12 protein-coding genes and 1 pseudogene are annotated in these 17,667 nt (G+C 42.5%); 3 read left to right on the forward strand and 10 right to left on the reverse strand.

Annotated elements, in window-relative coordinates:
- Positions 1-58: 58 nt before the first annotated feature.
- The 10 genes from U0033_RS30930 to U0033_RS30975 form a co-directional block, all read right to left on the reverse strand.
- Positions 59-1,471, reverse strand: a complete 1,413-nt coding sequence (locus U0033_RS30930) for a TlpA family protein disulfide reductase (protein ID WP_072366313.1) — start codon at positions 1,469-1,471, stop codon at positions 59-61.
- Positions 1,472-1,667: 196 nt separating this feature from the next.
- Entirely contained in the window at positions 1,668-2,879 is a 1,212-nt protein-coding gene (locus U0033_RS30935; RefSeq protein WP_083571915.1) for a TlpA family protein disulfide reductase, read from the reverse strand.
- Positions 2,880-2,889: 10 nt separating this feature from the next.
- Positions 2,890-4,155, reverse strand: a complete 1,266-nt coding sequence (locus tag U0033_RS30940) for a TlpA disulfide reductase family protein (RefSeq protein ID WP_072366309.1) — start codon at positions 4,153-4,155, stop codon at positions 2,890-2,892.
- An 89-nt stretch (positions 4,156-4,244) separates the two neighbouring features.
- Positions 4,245-5,330, reverse strand: coding sequence for a TlpA disulfide reductase family protein (locus tag U0033_RS30945; protein ID WP_143150972.1), 1,086 nt, complete (start codon positions 5,328-5,330; stop codon positions 4,245-4,247).
- Between the two features lie 62 nt (positions 5,331-5,392).
- Positions 5,393-6,880 (reverse strand): RagB/SusD family nutrient uptake outer membrane protein, encoded by a 1,488-nt coding sequence (locus tag U0033_RS30950; RefSeq protein WP_072366306.1) that lies wholly within the window; start codon positions 6,878-6,880, stop codon positions 5,393-5,395.
- A 19-nt stretch (positions 6,881-6,899) separates the two neighbouring features.
- Positions 6,900-10,388 (reverse strand): SusC/RagA family TonB-linked outer membrane protein, encoded by a 3,489-nt coding sequence (locus tag U0033_RS30955; protein WP_177318757.1) that lies wholly within the window; start codon positions 10,386-10,388, stop codon positions 6,900-6,902.
- Between the two features lie 258 nt (positions 10,389-10,646).
- On the reverse strand, positions 10,647-11,564 hold the full coding sequence (locus U0033_RS30960) for a TlpA family protein disulfide reductase (RefSeq protein WP_083571912.1): 918 nt from the start codon (positions 11,562-11,564) through the stop codon (positions 10,647-10,649).
- 14 nt (positions 11,565-11,578) lie between these two features.
- Complete coding sequence (locus U0033_RS30965; RefSeq protein WP_072366300.1) at positions 11,579-12,742, reverse strand: FecR family protein; 1,164 nt, start codon at positions 12,740-12,742, stop codon at positions 11,579-11,581.
- Between the two features lie 162 nt (positions 12,743-12,904).
- Complete coding sequence (locus tag U0033_RS30970) at positions 12,905-13,492, reverse strand: RNA polymerase sigma-70 factor (RefSeq protein ID WP_177318756.1); 588 nt, start codon at positions 13,490-13,492, stop codon at positions 12,905-12,907.
- 711 nt (positions 13,493-14,203) lie between these two features.
- Entirely contained in the window at positions 14,204-14,617 is a 414-nt protein-coding gene (locus U0033_RS30975; RefSeq protein ID WP_072366296.1) for a protein kinase family protein, read from the reverse strand.
- A 299-nt stretch (positions 14,618-14,916) separates the two neighbouring features.
- Between U0033_RS30975 and U0033_RS30980 the strand changes: the two genes are divergently transcribed.
- From U0033_RS30980 to U0033_RS30990, 3 genes and pseudogenes are all read left to right on the forward strand, one after another.
- A complete protein-coding gene (locus U0033_RS30980) occupies positions 14,917-15,711 on the forward strand; it encodes a recombinase family protein (RefSeq protein ID WP_245801888.1) in 795 nt (264 codons plus the stop codon).
- Positions 15,712-15,800: 89 nt separating this feature from the next.
- Positions 15,801-16,427: pseudogene (locus U0033_RS30985) on the forward strand (IS630 family transposase); the annotation flags it as partial.
- A 204-nt stretch (positions 16,428-16,631) separates the two neighbouring features.
- Positions 16,632-17,660: a transposase gene (locus tag U0033_RS30990; protein WP_072363308.1), complete on the forward strand. Its 1,029-nt coding sequence runs from the start codon at positions 16,632-16,634 to the stop codon at positions 17,658-17,660.
- Positions 17,661-17,667: the final 7 nt, after the last annotated feature.

Here is a 17,667-nt window from a genome sequence, read left to right on the forward strand (position 1 = left end):
AACCGGAGTCCTTGCAAAAATCCTCCAGCTGATAAAATTCGAACGGTGCCTGTGTAGGCTATTTGCGGGCCATTTCAACCATCTGTACAACCTCTTCTGCCGCGGTCTCAGCTTTCCCCTCAAATCCTGATACTTTAAACCTGATCTTTCCCTTACCATCAATGATAAATTTGGCAGGGATCCCATCAATTTTGAAAGCTTCCGCAGCAGCACTATGCTTAGTGTCTGGGTTTCTCGGATCCAAATACAGATCGAATGTATAGTTGCGTTTGGCCAGAAAACTTTTGCCATCATTTAACAAATCCGGTATATTATTCCAGGTATAAATAAAGAGGAATTTTACATCCGGGTCATTAATATAGCGGTTTGCAGCCATCTGCATAGCGGGGAATGACTCTACACATGGACCGCACCAGGTTGCCCAAAAATCCAACACAATGGTTTTGCCTTTAAAATCCGCCAGCGAAACTTTTTTCCCGTTCACATCTGTTACCGTAAAATTAGGGGCTGCTTCATGAACCATCATGGAAGAAATATTTGCCCTGATTTTTTTTATAAATGTATTTTTCAACCCATGGACGTATGCATCCGCATCCTTACCGGGGTTCAACTTTGTATAACCTTTTTTTACCTGGTCGATGTACCTCTGCTCGAACTTCCCTTCCTCTACTGCTTTTGCCAATATCGGTAAAGTTTGCACATAGTCGCCGTTCAGACTGGACAGGAAAGCATAATTTTCAATTAGCTCCTCGTCCTTTTTTTTAATGTTATGATAAGCTTCAGCAGTATAACGGAAGGCTTCTTCATTTTTTCCGGCTTTGAAGAGTAGCTTACCATAGAGGTTAATAAAATTATCATAAGCAGATTGGGGATCTATTTTCCCCGGCCCATTTAAGGCTGCCATATCTTTCATTTTTTTGACGTTTTCCAATTCGCCGGAAGCAAACTCCATGGCCTTTGTATCATTTATTGCAGCCATTTCCTCAGTGGCCATCACTAAGGCCTGTAATCGAAATCCAGGATCATCAATTGAGTTGATATATTGCAGTGTTTTCCCAGGATTCATTTCATTAGCATACATATTGGCCACAAAACTTTTCTCCAAATCTAAATTGACATTAGGGTAGTCTTTGATCATGTTCTGCAGATGAGCTTCTATGTCTTCCATTCTTTTGATCTTAAGGAAGGACGTGATTCTCACCATTTGGGCGTTTTGACTTTGGGGATACTTTTGAAGCAGCATTCTGGTTACCTCATTTTTTTTAACCTCGTTTTTATCATAATACTGGATCAATGTCCATAAGTCCTGATCGGAACCGTTTTCTAGCGCTTTGATCTTTGGGTTAAGGACCGTCTTATCTTTTGTATGCTTCAATGACGCTAACTTAGAATTTGTATCTTTCTTTTCGCTTCGCTGTGCCACTGTGCTCAGGCAGCTTAGCATCAGTACAGTGAAAATTATTTTTTTCATTTGCTATTTGTTAATGTTTTTTAAAATTGTGAGACGGTGGCTGGAAATTCCGTATTGTCTTTGGCAACATTCAGTGCTGTCCAGTATTTAAGAAAATGATCAGCTGGAACATCTTAATTTTGATCTTCGTTTTCCTTGATCCACCTGTGTGTACCCACTACCCGTCCTCAATTGTAAACCCCCTATCAGCATCCGGTCAATATTTTGCTTTGGCGAGTTCCACCATAGCTTTCAACTTATAAAATTCCTTGTCATCTGAACCGGCATAGCCAATGCTTGTTTGATTGATGTTTCCTTTTGCATCGATGATAAATTTCTGAGGAGTACCCAATGCGCCTAGCACTTTGAAAATTGTTTCATCCTGATCAAATAATACGTCCAGTTTGTAGCCTTTCTTTTCCATAAAGGGTCTCACAATCTCCGGGCTTTCCCCCTCATTGATCACAAACAACTGGAAGGGTTCCTTACCATACAATTCGATTACACGCTTGAATGCTGGAAATGCCGCAACGCATGGTTTGCAAACTGTACTCCAAAAATCAATCACCACAATTTTACCTTTGTAATCAGCTAACTTAATAGCTTTTCCATCCATATCTGTTAGAGAGACATCCGGTAGAGGTTTAGTATCAGCAATCCAGGCTTCGGCGACTTCCTTTGCAATTTTTTGATAGGCTTCTTCCTGTAGTGAACTGATATAGTTGTCCATCCCGGCTGTACTACCTTTTACCTGCTGGTAGGCCAGTTTTAAGCTGGCAACTGTTTTTGGCGTGGAGATGGCCGTACGCACCGCATTAGACAACGTATCGAACGCGCGTTGAGGCTGGCCAGCCGCTAACAAGATGATACCAAGACGGTTCAGGTAATTGGCATTGGAATTTCTGAAGTATGGGATTTTCCTGTACATGGCATTTTTATCCGATTTTTTGATATTTTCCATCGCGATAGCCAGGTTGCCAAGCTTTGCATTAGCCACGGCATTCACTTCGAGCAAAGTTCCGTTCCGGTCAAAGGAATCATCGTGTCCTTTGCGTGCGATTTCGTCTAATACCTGTTTTGAAATTTGTTGTACCCATTCAATATGCTGGTCATCGTCTACCCAGGATTCAAGCAGGTTGGAAAGTTCAAACAATTGAATTGCTGTAAATCTGAGATTGGTGTTCTTGTAGAAATGATATTTATCAATATTCCCTGTCCTCAGCCAGTCGATCGCCAACTGCGCACGGTATTCACCATATGGCGCTGGCTTTGCCGGGTCAGCGGGATATTTTGAGCGGAGTTTATCATAGAAACGCTCTTCGTCCTCAACGTTTACAAGAGCATTAAATTTTTTAGCGACTTCCTTTTGCGACTGCTGCCCGTATACGTACGAGGACATCAGTATCATCATTACAACTAATCTTCTCATATCGTTTCGATTAACTATGTGCTTTTATGATTTCGACCATGGCTTTCAGCTTATAGTATTCCCGGTCGGTAGAACCAGCATAACCAGTTGCGAAGAACCTGATATTCCCCATCGGATCGAATACGATTTTAGTTGGCGTGGCGCGAACGTCGTACATCTTATTTTCTTCGTCCCTCAAGATTTCAAGTCTGACAGGTTTCTGTGAAGCAAAAGCCTTAACGGCCTGATCTTCCTCAAACAAGTTCACGACGAACAGCTGGAATTCATCTTTCCTGTGATCGGCAACCACTTTCTCAAATCCGGTGAAAGCCGCAACGCAGGGCGTACACAGCGTAGTCCAAAAATCCAGCGCAAGGATCTTCCCCTTTTGATCGCCGAGATTAACCGTTTTTCCCTCGAGGTTATTCATAGTAAGCCCGTGGACGGGTTTTGTAGCACGGAAGGTGGTCAATTTTTTCCGGGCATCGTTTGGATCAGGAATGAATCCATCCAGTGTTTGTTGTGCAGACGCTAAATAGGACTTCTCGACTTCTTTATAGTATTTTTGGTAAGCTTCCATTTTCAATGATTGAAGCTCATCATCGAATCCACTTTCAGTGCCTTTTACTTTTTTAAATGCTTCTTTAAATGTAGCTACCATATACGGGTTGCTTTCGGCCTCTCTAAAAGCTTTGACCAGGATATCGTATGCCTGTTGATGCTCTCCCGCAGCCAACTTTACGATGGCCAGGCGGTTCAGATAATTCGATTGTGAATCCTTAAAATACTTGATTAAGCGGTCCGCACTTCCTTTATCAGCATCTGACCTGGCCATCTGTTTTTTGGCCACATCTACACGCCCCATCCTGGCATTGGCGGCTGCATTCACCTCTAACAATACGCAAGTCCTTTCTGTTCCCGCATCGTTTAATAGTTCCCCGGAAATTTGCGCGGCGTCTTCATATTGCTGTTTTTCATCAAACAGTTTTTCTACAGCATAAGATAGATAAAGCGCCTGGCGGTAAGAAAATTTCGGCTTAGTCGCCTTATAAAATTTATAACGTTCTACGTTACCATTCGCTAACCACCTATAAGCCAGTTCTGCCCGCAGATCATTTAAGGTAGTAGGCTCCAGGCTTCCAGCGGGCTCTTTGAGAACCTCATTGTATTTCTTTTCCTGGTCTTCAACTTTCTCTATCAGCATGAACTCATCGATCCCGTATTTATTTTTTTTTGCAAGCTGCTGTGCCCAGCATGTGCTGGAAATCATTAACAGTAAAAAGATGATTTTTTTCATCAGTGTATATTTTTTTTAAATTGTTACAAGGCCATCATAATTCTATTCATTGCGATTTGTAAGCTGGCCTGCCTATAATGGTTTCCTCATTATCTGATTAATTCTGCCAGGCGGTCATGGAGCGCACTACCTCTGAGGTCTTTACCCACAATTTTGCCGTTGGGATCGATCAATACATTGGAGGGTATGCTAGAGATCTCGTAGGCCTTTGCTGCCTTACCTTGTTCGGCCTTAAAGTCGCAAACCTGTTTCCAGGGAAGCTTATCCTCTTTAATTGCTTTCAGCCACAACTTTTTTTCAGTATCCAGCGAAATGCCCAACACCTTGAAGTTTTTGTTCTTATACTTTTCGTAGGCGGCTAAAACATTGGGGTTCTCACCGCGACATGGGACACACCAGCTGGCCCAAAAATCAACTAAAACATAGTTGCCCCTGTAAGCGCTTAGGGAAACAGGATGACCATCTGTATCATTAAGGGTAAATTCGGGAGCTACAACTTTTCCGCTTACGAGATCTCTAGCCTTGTCTAATTTCGGTTTCCAGTTCAACACCTTCTCAGATTGGTGCATGCGCTTACTCAATCCATCGTACATCGGTCCGACAACATCAGGATTTATGGCTGCCTGAGTAAATATATCTAACAGATCAACGCTGACGTAACTGTCAGGAAAGCTACGGATCACTTCCCTGGTTGCTTCAGCAATAAGCGCTATACCATCCGTGTTTTTATCTGCAGCATTTGATCGCTTGCTGAACTCACTTCCATAATACTCCCATGCTTTTTGTTCATTTCCTCCACCCGTATACGACGCCATTCCTTCACGATCAAAGGTTACATTGATTTCACCGTCAAGGTAAAATAAGCCCACATTTTTCATGTTTCCACCTTCGCCAGACGATTTCTGCTGATCCGGCTTCGCCTTAGAACGCGGTATGATTAAGTTAAGCTCCGCAAGCTGAGGCCTTCCGATCTTTCCGCTGAACCCAAATTGTCCATTTCTGATCAGCGCGGTGTCTGATTTGTATTCTCCTCCTTTATCATCAGGCGGGTAAGACATGACCGCTTTAATTGCCTGGTGGCCAGTTGGCAACTGTCCTTTAATGTGATAAGCGGTTTGTGCATTTGACAATACCGGCAACATACAAGCTGTTGCCAAGATCATTAGTTTATTCATATCTCTGTTGAATTTCAAATTGCTCCCGGCATAGGCAGCAATTTGTTAACTGTTATTTTATGCTATGGATTTTCTTCTAAACCTTTGTTTTCGTTAAGCATCCGCTCTCCGAATTTCAGTGCGAACCTTTCAGGTTTAAGTTGATACGTAGCGGTCACTACGCCGTTCGGACCGTAAATCATGTGTGTAAAATCAATGTGATTGCTGTATACCGGGTCGACAGAAAGACGACGCATATCCAGCCAGCGTAAACCAGTGATGGCGAATTCACGAATGCGTTCATCCAAAATAAATTTCACCAGGTCTTTTTGGTTTGAAGCAATACCGGAAGGAACAAGGGCGGCTGTGCCAGCAATGCGCTTAGCGCGCAAAACTTCCAAATCCGCTACCGCCCCCGATAGGTCATTTGCCCTGGCCTTACACTCTGCACGCATTAAATATAGATCAGGTAGCGAGGGCCCGACATTTATTCCATTAAAGAAATCTGTATTCCGACGTCTCATTCCCAATGGATATGCTGTAGTTGTAAACAATTTGAAAGGCGAATACAAGTTTAGACGTCTGTCAGTTGGGGCATATAACGCAGCGGTTTGCGGACTAAAAACAAATGCGTTAACAGCTTGAAATTGAAACCAGCCTGCATTGATATTATAGATAATTTCTGTATTGTTGGCCGCAATAGGGACATTGTTCAGACCTAAAACGCCTTCCGGAAACCAGGATTCTGCTGCACCTGGATTTTCCGGATCCAGCACCACTGTATAGTCATACAGTTTCATAGGAATCTGAGCCTTTTGAACCTCTAAAAACGCAGCGTCAAGATGTGTTCTGGCTGCGGCGAAATTATTCATCGCTATATAAACCCTTGAAAGGTAGAATTCTGCTGCCAATCTGGAAATCTTGCGACGATGTGTAAGCGCACCCAAATGAGGCAATGATTCAGTTAGATCGCTGATTACCTGATCATATCCTGCCTGCAAAGTTCCTCTTTTAAAATCCTTTTGATTCACATCTGCGACAGTAAGGTTTGGGATACCCAAATCGGTATCCGCAGTAGCAGCATTATAGGGTTTGGTGAAATCGGATAAAAACATGAAGTTACAGATTGCCCGTCCCGTCCTGGCTTCAGCGAGCAATGCACGTTTCTGTTCTTCGCTTCCGCCTTTAGAATCCATGACTTCATTAATGACTTTATTAAAAAGGTAAAGTTTCCTGATATAGTTTGTTTCCCCTGTAATCTCGCTGGGCAAGTCTGCAGCATTGTATACCCGCGCTTCATACTTGAATAAACGTTGCTGCCGGAGCAAATCAGAGCCATCCATGTTATTAAAATAAGGCTGCAAGGCAGCCATCTCATCGCCTTCATATACGCAAGCGGTGAACTGGGTTACCAAATAATTTGCATTCAATATCTTCTCATAATCGGCTGTAGTTATAGCGATCGTCTGACCTTTAGGTACAATCTCCAGGAATTCACGTTTACAGGATACCGGAACGATCAGCACCAACAGCGCGAATGAACCTAAAATATATTTTCGAATAATTTTCATAGCTGATTCTATTTGATAATTAGAAACTAATGTGTGCACCCAGACTGATTGTTCCCTGGGCGTCGCGTGTCATACCTAAAAATTCCGGGTCTATGCCGTTTTTATTGGCAGTCCATAATAATAAATTGTTTACCTGGAATCGGAAGGAAACATCCTGTGCATGCATTGATTTCACCAACGTTTGCGGAAGGCCATAGGATAAGGTGATGTCGCGGAGTTTGATATATGCTCCATTTAGGGCATATCGCTGCGACTGATTAAAGTAGCCGATATTGCGGGCACTTGCCAGGTCACCCGAAGGTACATATCTAGGTATATCGGTTCTTTTCTCATCACCCGGGGCCTTCCAGCGGTTCAAAAATTCCAATGGCAGCGAATTGTTACCGGGAATGGATTCATTTGTTGCGGGATTGCTGTTGTTGGTGATAGTATAACCTCCGCTGTAAATTATGCTTGCTATCAGATTGAAGGATTTATACTGAAAATTATTCTGAAGCCCACCTGACCAAACGGGTTGGGTAGTACCTGCGTAAAGAATATCTTCTGGTTTAGTTACATTGATTTCTGAGGTTACTGTACCATCTGCAAGTCTAACCTGTGGATCCCCATTAGCATTTAAGCCTCCGTAATTGTAAATGAAGAGTGTATATAAAGGATAACCTACCATTCTTTCCCGCAACGTCAGTTCATCCCCTGTAACCGGCGGATTCGAAAGCAGACGCGTTAATTTGTTTTTATTGTAGCTAAAGGTCAGCCCTGTACTCCAGCTAAAGTCACTAGTGCTGATGTTTATGGAATTCAATCCAATGTCTATCCCTTTATTATCTAAATTACCGTAATTGCCAATGACATTGTCATAACCTGATAGCGGCGAAGTGGCCAGTTGACCAATCAGGTCTTCCGTTTTCTTAATATACCCATCAACTGATCCACTCAACCGGTTTTCAAATATGGAAAAGTCAACACCCGCATTGTAAACCTTTGTACCTTCCCAGGTCAGCTTGGTGTTACGCGGGGAACTTAATAAATAGCCTGCTCCCGTCACATAATTTGGGTCACTTTGAGCAGTCAGAATATCGTAAGATGCTGCCGCTCCAGCAAAAGGGGCATTACCAGTAATTCCATAGGTCAGACGAACATCCAGTTGACTAAGCCAGGTCGCCGTTTCCATAAATAGTTCACTACCTAAGGCCCATTTACCACCAATGCTGTAAACTGGTCTGTTCTGTGCAGATTTATCCCTCCCGAACAAATTACTCTCATCAATTCTCCAACTAGCGTTCAACGTATATTTCCTATCGAAAGTATAACCCAGGTTAGCAAAATAGGAAGTGGTTCTGGCAATGCGTCCCTCTGAACCACCAACATTGTTTGGTAATGTTGCGAACCCGCTGGCCCCACTAATTCCTTTACTTAAACTCGCCAAATCTACTGGCCTTGAAGTTTGCAACTGATCTTCCCAGCCATAGTAAGTTGCTGTTGTAGTAACCGGCGTGTTGCTGGTCGCTTGCTGTCCTGCCATCAGGGTGAATTGATGCTGCTTCCAATCGCGATTAAATACCAATTGGTTTCTTATTGTCCAGGCCCTAGTGGAGCTGGTTGTGGTATTCAAACTGCCACCTATTTGTGGAAGGTTGTAAACGGGAGCGACTGTAGCATCTTCTGCCTGTGTAAATTGCACAACCTGGCTTCTCATCTCATAATTGTCTTGCTGCCTCACTGTCCGGGTATTGGTGTTGCCAAGGTTATAACCATAGGTCCCCTGGAAATCCAGTCCTTTCAAAAGGTTCACCTTAACCCCACCGACCAACCTGGCAAAAATCCCATTGCTGCTACTGTAAGCGGTGTTCTGTTCAAGCACTGGATTATAGTCTAGATTGATGCGGCTTAGTGACTTATAGATGGTCCTGATGGAATCTTGGAGGGGAATATCTTTATAGTTGCCTAAATAATTAATGTTCAAAGGATTGCTATTTGCATCCTTGAACCTTTGATAAGGAACAATGTTACGGTCGGGCTTATAGGTATTGCCATTTCTGGTCACCGTATTGGTCAGGTCTGCATTTATGAAAGCCGTTATCCTCTTATTGATGATCAGGTTGTTGTTCAGATTAATTTTGTACTGATTGTATTGTTCTCCCGGTGTATTGCTTTGCGTACCAACGTGATTTAATGAACCATAAAAGGTATGCGCCTTTCCACCACCGGAAACAGATAATGTCTGGTTTATCGTACTTGCATTTCTAACAAAAAGATCTGCAATCTGATCGGTATTGGAGAGTTGGGCCAGACTGTCCAGTTTAAAATCCGCCTGTTCCTGGGGAATCAGGTTTCGGGCGCGGTCATATTGTATCTGCAAATGAGGCAGGTTTCCAAAGGTAGTATTAACAGTTTCCCAGTCCGGAAAATACGGGAAAAATTGTGGAAACAGTTCCCTGGAGAGGGCGATAAACTGCTGCGAATTCATTCGCTTGACATAATCAAGGTCCGGCCGACCCTGAAATGCATAATATCCGTCGTAGTTGAACGTCAGCCGTTCACCTGCTTTGCCTTTTTTTGTGGTAATTACGATGACGCCATTTGCTGCTTTTGCACCCCAGATGGAGGCTGATGTTGCATCCTTCAGGATGGTGATATCTTCAACATCCTGCGGGTTTACCTGTTCAATGTTGCCTTCAAATTCAATCCCATCTATTACAATTAAGGGTCTGGTAGTAGTTAGGGGGTTGTCGCCTGTTGGCAGAGAGCTTTGACCGCGTACAAGTAGACCGCCTGGGCCACGTGTAGTCAAACCCGGAGCCAATCCTTCCAAACGCGTTAAAATATTTGGAGTACTGGTCCGGTTAAGCATCACTTTAAGATCTGGTTTCGCAAACGATCCTGCGGCGCGTTCCCGGGATATTTCCTGGTAGCCCGTATTGAATTTAACTTCTATTTCCTTCAGGTTGCTGGTTGAAGGAGTCATTTGAATTGTTCCCATATTGGGTAAAGCGGTACGCTGGACTGGCTGGTAGCCAACATAACCAATTAGCACCGTGGCACTGTCTTCCACATTTTGCAAGAAAAATTCTCCATCTTTATTCGTGGTCGTTCTGATCTGGGAATCCTTGATAAACACAGAGGCGCCCGGTAAAGGTTTGCCTTGCTCATCAGCCACTATTCCCTTTATATCTATCCTGGTAAACAGTGAAGTGACCTTATCAATAATTGTAGGCATACTTTTCCGGATGGTCACAATTTTACCTTCAATGGTATAGCTGAGTGAAGATCCTGCCAAAATCTTTTTGAGTGCTTCGTTGATGTCAGCATTTTTCAAACTGATATCAACCACTTTGTTTTTAGGAATTATTTTCCCGTCGTAAAAGAAATCATAGCTGCTTTGCGCCCGGATTTCTTTTAACAGCGACTCCAGGGAAGCATTTTTGCGGTTAATGGTGATTTGCTGGCCGAATAAGGAAGCACTGACCTGCATAACAGATACTATTAGTATTACGGCGGTTAATCGCATTATCCGCATAATTTTTGACCTGAGAGGATTGCGTGCTCCCAGGTACCTGTTAGAATTTTTATACATCGTTTAGTTTGGTTGATCACAGCGTACCTTGACTTTCTACGGACTTAGCGGCTGTAGTTTGCATTTAAAGTTATTTCCAGGCTGTACCAGTTCCAACGTGGTTGGGACTGGTTTTTTTTCAGGGGATTATGGTAAATTTCCCTGTATGTATGGTTGGTTTATGTTTATAGTCAGGCTTAGGTATTTGCCACATTATATCTTAAATAATTCGGCGAGTTTGGCTTCCAGCGCTTTACCATGCAAGTTCATGGCAATAATATTTCCCTTCTGATCAATCAATAGGTTTCTCGGGATCGCGATAATGTTATATTTTTTGCTGATCGGTGATCCGAATCCCTTCAGATCACTCAGATTCGTCCAGGTGTAGCCATCGGCCTGTGTTGCTTTCTTCCAGGCATTGATGTCAGTATCCAGGGAGATCGCAATTACATCAAAACCTTTAGATTTGTAGTTGTTGTATATCGGGATCAGTTCCCGGCCCTGCGCCCTGCATGGAGCACACCAGCTTGCCCAAAAGTCAATAAACGTATACTTACTTTTTGCAGTAATATTTTTAGAGGATATCGTTTTCCCTTCCATGTCAGCCATCTTGAAATCCTCATATTCAAAAGCTACAGTCTCTTTAGATGATTTTGCCTTTTCTTTTTTAACTATTACAGCTTCTTTGGCCTGATCACCCAACTCCAGTGTAAAGTGCTTTTTTGATGGCGGAAGACACATCTGATTGGTACAGGCCATATACTTAATAGTAATGGCTAAAGTAGCCATCCTTTCAGATTTCAGTTTGAGTGTCTGTGTAAAGGTTACCCCTTTATTATAATATGTCAGACTCTCCATGCCTTTATGCTCATCTCCTTTCTCTTCCATCTCTCCAACAAATTCTACCTGGTCATCCTCATCAAACAAAAATTCTGTAGGCATTCCCATACTACCTGCTGAACCTTGTGGATAAATGTGATAGGGTTCCTGGACAGTAGCGTGCAATTTGATCTGATAAGTGAAGGGGCCAATCTTTGTACTACTGCATTTCCAGGAAACCGGATGATTTTCCTGAGCAAAGGTTGAAATGGTCACCAGAAAGACTATTATAAAGAAAAGAAGTCGTTTCATATTATTCTGTTTAATTATTGCATTACATAAATTTTTCGGCCTTTAACCCTGAACTTAACTAATCCTGACGCTTCGATGGACTTCAGCACGGCTGATAGCGGCTGTTGTCTGGATATCCAGCCACCAGACTCCAGGTTGTCTGGAACACCCCGATCATAGACAATTTCCATATCATACCACCTGGCAATCTTTCTCATGGCGGTTTTAAACTCAACGTGATTGAGTGCGAAGTCTCCGTTTTTCCAGTCAATAATATTGTCAACGTCAACTTTCTGTACGGATAGCTGCCCTGCGCTTAATTGTGCCTGCTCTCCAGGATAAATCCTTTTCTTCTGTTTACCTGTAGTGATGCTTACAGCACCTTTAAGTAATGTCGTAGCTACCACAGGCTCATCTGCATACGCATTGACATTGAACTGGGTGCCGAGTACCTCAATCTGCTGACCTTTGCTTTGAACAATGAACGGGTGTGCCTGATCCTTGGTGATGCTGAAATAGGCTTCTCCTTCAAGTTGAACGGTGCGCTTCCCATCACTTAATAGATCTGGCGCGTAGCTAAGATTTGAAGCTGAATTCAGCCAGACATCAGATCCATCTGGCAGGCGGATCTGGTAAGTTTCGCCGTTGGCGGTAGATAGTTTATTGATCCCTCCGTGTCCGGAATTTCCTTTGATCTCATATATCAGCTGCCCTGTGGGCGACTTACTGATCACTACACCAGCATCCGCTGCCAGTTCGCCACTGGCCGCATCAGAAAGCCTGATGGCTCTGCCATTAGAAAGGGTAAGCGTTGCGCTGTTCATGCCGGGTGCACCATGTGTCTGATTTCCCAGCTCCGTAGCAGCTTTAAATTTATGGGAAGTAAAAAACAGAGAAATGCCCCCAGCGATGATACCGACGGCGGCAGCGGCAATGGAGATGCGCGACAAGAGCCTTACCTTCCGTACCTTGGGCAGCGGCTGACTGATAATCCCGCTGAATAGCTGATCCGCCTTATTTTCCGGCAAAAAGATCATCGTGTCCTCGGTTAACTCATTCCAGTGTCTTTCCATTCGCTCGCCCAGCAGATCTTCTCTGCCGGTATCGAGTATGAGCAGCCGAAACTCCTCCAGCTCCTGTGGAGACATCTTTTTTTCCAAATATCGCTTATACAGTGCGTCGATGTTATTGGTATCCATATAATAGAAGAACCGTCTGGCGGCTTATTTCATAAATAGACACCTGAGCACCTGAGGTCGAGGTACAGGATTCGAAGATTTATTTAAAATATTTATGGGCAGTGTTAAAAACGGCCTTTGCTTGATAAAAGCTTGTCAGAGAAGGAATAAACCCGAAAATAATCAGAGCAGCTTTAATATAATCAAAATTGCCGCTATGTCGGTATTAGCTTTAACGAAAGCGCGCACGGATCTCAGCGCACGTTTAACATGGGTTTGTACGGTCAAAGGGGAAAGGTTCAGTTGCTGAGCGGCCTCCTCATATTTTAGGCCCCGTTGCTGACATAATATATAGACTTCCTTCTGTTGTTTGGGTAAGGAATCAACGGCACGGCTGAGTATTTCGCGCACATCCTGAATAAGAATTTCATCTTCAATCTCAGTATTTTCCTCCCTCCATTCTTTGCCAAGGGCTTTTTCTATTCTCCCTTCGAGCACGAGCCTACGCAGCACGTTTAAAGATCGGTGTTTCGTCGTCGTCCGCAGATAGGATTCCAGGTTTTCTATTTCAAGGATGCGGTCGCCCATAAGCCATAGCTTCAAAAAAACATCCTGCACCATTTCTTCCGCTTCTATCTCCGAGTGTAGCAACTGTAAAGCGTAGGTGTATACCTTCTTGCCGTAAGTATCATAGATCAAACGGAAAGCCTTTTGATCTCGCCGGGCTACATCAGCTAAAAGCCTTGCATTGTCTTTAAGTGAACCACCCATTGCCATTGATTTCGCTAATAAGAATCCTGATTGATCAGCAATGATAATTATAATTCCGGAGAAACACAATAACCCACAATTCGCGAACTGTTCAGTTCCCCGGTAGGTGGTTAGCCGGTTAACAACCGGATTTAGGTAGGCGCAAGGGAAGCTTTAACCCTTTTTGATATATCAGCAAGCCTACCTTATAATCGAAAACCCCTTTTATTTAATCCGGACATCTTCTATTATATATCATATCCGCCCCGCATTAAGCTCTGCTCTCTTGAACCGTTCATTTCCATATTCACAATAATCTTTACCATGTGAACTCATTATCATTGCCCACAGGTACCAAGCAAGTCCTGGTAGATACCGCATATGATAACCCGCTCCATTTCCATTGCATCCGGGGGGATGGATGCATCCTCCTAATAGCCCGATAACAATTGTAATGTTTGTTCGGGCGTTAATTTATATTCCAACACGACCGCTGCGAGGTCCCAGGATGGCAAATTCATGCCCCCATATTCTCAGTCTATCAGATAACATGTTAAGGTAGGGTCCCCTATAAAGTTTTCAGGAACCGGGTCGTTATGACAGGGACAAAGCGCCTCCCTTGTTTCATAAATAAAGGAAGCCAGCTGCATAACATTTTCTTTTAGCTGGTAATAAGAGGGGGAAGTATAATCCTATTCGCTTGCGCCGTTGCTTCATATGAATGGATCTTTTCTACCCACCTGAAATTGCCCGGGAGCTGTACCGGTGCACGATGAACTTTTTTAACAGGCGGCTGATTACAGCAATTTTGTTTTTTTCCGTAGGGCTGGCATGGAAGGTGTCTTCTATAGAAGGAGTAATCCGCAGACTTGTCTCTTTGTTATAATAAATCTCTCCTACGCTAATCTCCAGGCCGGACATCAACTGGTAATTCTCCCACTCATGCTGCCTATTGATAAATGTGTCAGTACCATTTCCCGGAACCCGGACTACATAACGATGATTGTTCGTTCTTACCAGGGAATTCCGGTTTGTCATTCCCTGATTGATCAGGGAAACAGCAGATAGATCTTCTGACAGTAAATTACTGATCACACTTTTATCGGCTAACTGTATAATAGATAATAGGAAATTACGCAGGGGCATAGTTTATAGGGGGTTGAAACATAAATATAATATGGAAAAGGGGGATCGGTAAAGTGACATTTTACGTTGGTCTACTTTTGTTTTATACATCATCAGCATGAAATAGGAAGCCCAACACCATTTACCCATTAAGCCAACATTAGATGACGCAAGACAATTGCTACAGGCAGATATATATGCTTATACAAATGAGGAAGTTACCCTGATTATTGATTTCATATATCGGTTAGCTGCCATTGACCTTAGCATTTATGAAGAATCTTTAAGAAACGATACACCAGTTATTCACATTAAACCATATGATGATCACTCAACGAAAAGCATTCCTATATCCCAGGGTAAGCACAGACGAACAGGCTGATGGCTACAGTCTTTCTCATCAGGAAGATGTACTAATGCGTTACTGTGAGAAAGAAAACATTCAGGTCATCGGCGTTTACCGGGAAGATCATTCCGCTAAAACATTTGACAGACCGGAATTCCAGAAGATGTTAAATGTAGTCAGCAAGAACAAAGGTATTGTGGATTTGATCTTATTCTCCAAATGGGATAGGTTTTCCAGGAACGTAGCTGCTGCTTATGAAATGATTGGCAGGTTAAGAAAGTATGCTGTAGAGCCACAGTCTATAGAACAGCCTTTGGATATGGAAATTCCGGAGAGTAAAATTATGTTGGCTATTTACCTGACTACACCAGAGGTTGAAAACGACAGAAGGGCGTTGAATACTTTACATGGTATGCGAAAGGCTAAGAAGGAGGGCCGCTATTTAGGCATTGCTCCATTGGGCTATAAGAATGGTCGTGATGCGCATAATAAGCCGCTGCTTATTCCCAATGAAAAGGCAGATATTGTTAAATGGGCATTTGAGGAGTTATCCAGGGGAGTTTGGGATATTGATACGCTTAGACGTATGGTGAACCAGAAGGGAATAAAGATTGGGCGTAGCCAGTTTTGGAGCCTGGTACGTAACCCTGTGTATTGTGGTAAGATATTTATAGCCGCATACAAGAATGAAGCAGCGCATTGTGTAAAAGGGATTCATCAGCCTATTGTGTCAGAACAGTTGTTTGATGATGTTCAGGATGTATTCTGAATACTTAACCCACGGCGAAGAAATCATGAAAAACATAGCCACACGCTACATTACAGCTTCCCCAATCGGCAAAAAACAAATCATTGGTGATGGAGAACGTGTTAGATGTATATAAAAGGCCTTATAATGCTGATTATCCTGTTATTTGCATGGACGAGTCGCCAAAACAGTTAGTTGATGAAGTGAGACAATCAGTTGCCATGAAGCCTGGTCAGGAAAGAAGAGTAGATTACGAGTACGTTAGACATGGCATGGTAAATATATTTATAGCAAATGAACCACTGAAAGGGAAGCGTTTTGTGGAGGTAACAGCATTCAAAGCCAGAAAGGATTGGGCAATGTTTATTAAAGAAATCGCAGATAAGAAATATCCCAAAGCGAAAAAGATAACCCTGGTGATGGATAATTTAAAAACGCACACGGGTGCTGCATTTTATGAGACCTTTGAACCCAAAGAAGCAAAAAGGCTGTGTGATAGATTTGAATTCATCTATACCCCAAAACATGGAAGCTGGTTAAATATGGCCGAAATAGAATTGCACGTATTGAATGGACAGTGCCTGAACAGGCATATATCTACAATCGAGAAGGTAAAAGAAGAGGTCACTGAATGGCAAATTCATCGAAACAATAAGAACAGCCAAATAAACTGGCAATTCACAAACAAAGAAGCAAGAGTGAAGTTAAAAAGATTGTATCCGTCAATTAATAATTAACATAACACTAGTACCAATCTCAAAGCCTTTGGCAAAGTGAAACACCTTGTTAGTACAATTTTAAATGAATTGCCCCTAATAACCAAACCTCAATACAAATTTATGATTTCGCTATTTGAGGTCTGGCTATGTTTGCCTGTTCGATATACCATCTCCAATCTTAGCCGTTTTGGTACTTATTGTGAGAAAAGCATCCGATTGCAAATGGAAAAGGAATTTGATTTCGGATGCTTTAATAGTTCTTTGATTAAGGATAACTGTGGTAAGCATCTCATTGCTGCTTATGACCCAACCTATTTGCCGAAGTCTGGAAAGCATACTCCTGGTCTGGGTAAATTTTGGAGTGGTAAAGATCAAAAAGCTGTTAAAGGTCTTGAGATAGGATGTCTGGCAATAATAGATGTCGATGCCAGAACTGCTTTTCCATTAAAAGTAGTTCAAACCCCTGATAAGACTACACTTGATGAGAAGGGAATGAGTAGGGTTGATCACTATGTGGATGTTATAAAATCAGAAGTGCTGGCCTTAAAAAGTATGGTCGATTACTTAGCAGTCGATTCATATTTCATGAAACAAGAGTTTATTTTGCCAATATTGAAGGAAGGATTGCATATTGTAACAAAAATGAGATCCGATGCCAATCTGATTTATGTATACAATGGGCCAAGGTCTACAGGACCAGGACGTCCCAGGATACATGGAGATAAAGTTAGTTGTGGCAGTATTGATAAGCGAAAAATCAGGGAATTTGCTGTAGATAATGACGCTGTTTATTATAGTAGTGTAGTTTGGTCTGCTATTCTTAAATGCAAGGTTAGAATTGTATACATAGAAGAAAAGGTCACTGGTAAATATGAAATACTTCTTTGTACGGATATCGAACTAAAACCAGAGTTGATACTCAACTATTATCAACTGCGCTTCCAGATTGAATTTCTTATCCGTGATGCAAAGCAACATGGGGGCTTAGAGGAATGCCAGGCAGGAAGTGAGAAAAAGTTACACTTCCATTTCAATATGGCATTTGCTACTGTGGGTCTGGCCAAAGTGTTATTTTGGATGAAACTACCAGATCAACAGAGAGGTGCCTTTTCTATGAGAAATATTAAAATGGCATGGTACAACAGATTTTTAACTGACCGAATTTTCTCAAACTTGCCACTGGACTTGAATTGTAATAAAATAAAAAAGCTATATCAAAAGTGCCTGGATATAGGAAATTTGGCCGCTTAAAACTACC

Origin of the sequence: Chitinophaga sancti (assembly GCF_034424315.1) — a bacterium.
In the GTDB taxonomy this organism is placed as follows: domain Bacteria; phylum Bacteroidota; class Bacteroidia; order Chitinophagales; family Chitinophagaceae; genus Chitinophaga; species Chitinophaga sancti.

What these genes read in the sequence shown, in the direction of transcription:
- U0033_RS30930 (WP_072366313.1), bottom strand. Translation starts at nt 1,471, where the DNA reads ATGAAAAAAATAATTTTCACTGTACTGATGCTAAGCTGCCTGAGCACA.
- U0033_RS30935 (WP_083571915.1), bottom strand. Translation starts at nt 2,879, where the DNA reads ATGAGAAGATTAGTTGTAATGATGATACTGATGTCCTCGTACGTATAC.
- U0033_RS30940 (WP_072366309.1), bottom strand. Translation starts at nt 4,155, where the DNA reads ATGAAAAAAATCATCTTTTTACTGTTAATGATTTCCAGCACATGCTGG.
- U0033_RS30945 (WP_143150972.1), bottom strand. Translation starts at nt 5,330, where the DNA reads ATGAATAAACTAATGATCTTGGCAACAGCTTGTATGTTGCCGGTATTG.
- U0033_RS30950 (WP_072366306.1), bottom strand. Translation starts at nt 6,880, where the DNA reads ATGAAAATTATTCGAAAATATATTTTAGGTTCATTCGCGCTGTTGGTG.
- U0033_RS30955 (WP_177318757.1), bottom strand. Translation starts at nt 10,388, where the DNA reads ATGCGATTAACCGCCGTAATACTAATAGTATCTGTTATGCAGGTCAGT.
- U0033_RS30960 (WP_083571912.1), bottom strand. Translation starts at nt 11,564, where the DNA reads ATGAAACGACTTCTTTTCTTTATAATAGTCTTTCTGGTGACCATTTCA.
- U0033_RS30965 (WP_072366300.1), bottom strand. Translation starts at nt 12,742, where the DNA reads ATGGATACCAATAACATCGACGCACTGTATAAGCGATATTTGGAAAAA.
- U0033_RS30970 (WP_177318756.1), bottom strand. Translation starts at nt 13,492, where the DNA reads ATGGGTGGTTCACTTAAAGACAATGCAAGGCTTTTAGCTGATGTAGCC.
- U0033_RS30975 (WP_072366296.1), bottom strand. Translation starts at nt 14,617, where the DNA reads ATGCCCCTGCGTAATTTCCTATTATCTATTATACAGTTAGCCGATAAA.
- U0033_RS30980 (WP_245801888.1), top strand. Translation starts at nt 14,917, where the DNA reads ATGATGATCACTCAACGAAAAGCATTCCTATATCCCAGGGTAAGCACA.
- U0033_RS30990 (WP_072363308.1), top strand. Translation starts at nt 16,632, where the DNA reads ATGGAAAAGGAATTTGATTTCGGATGCTTTAATAGTTCTTTGATTAAG.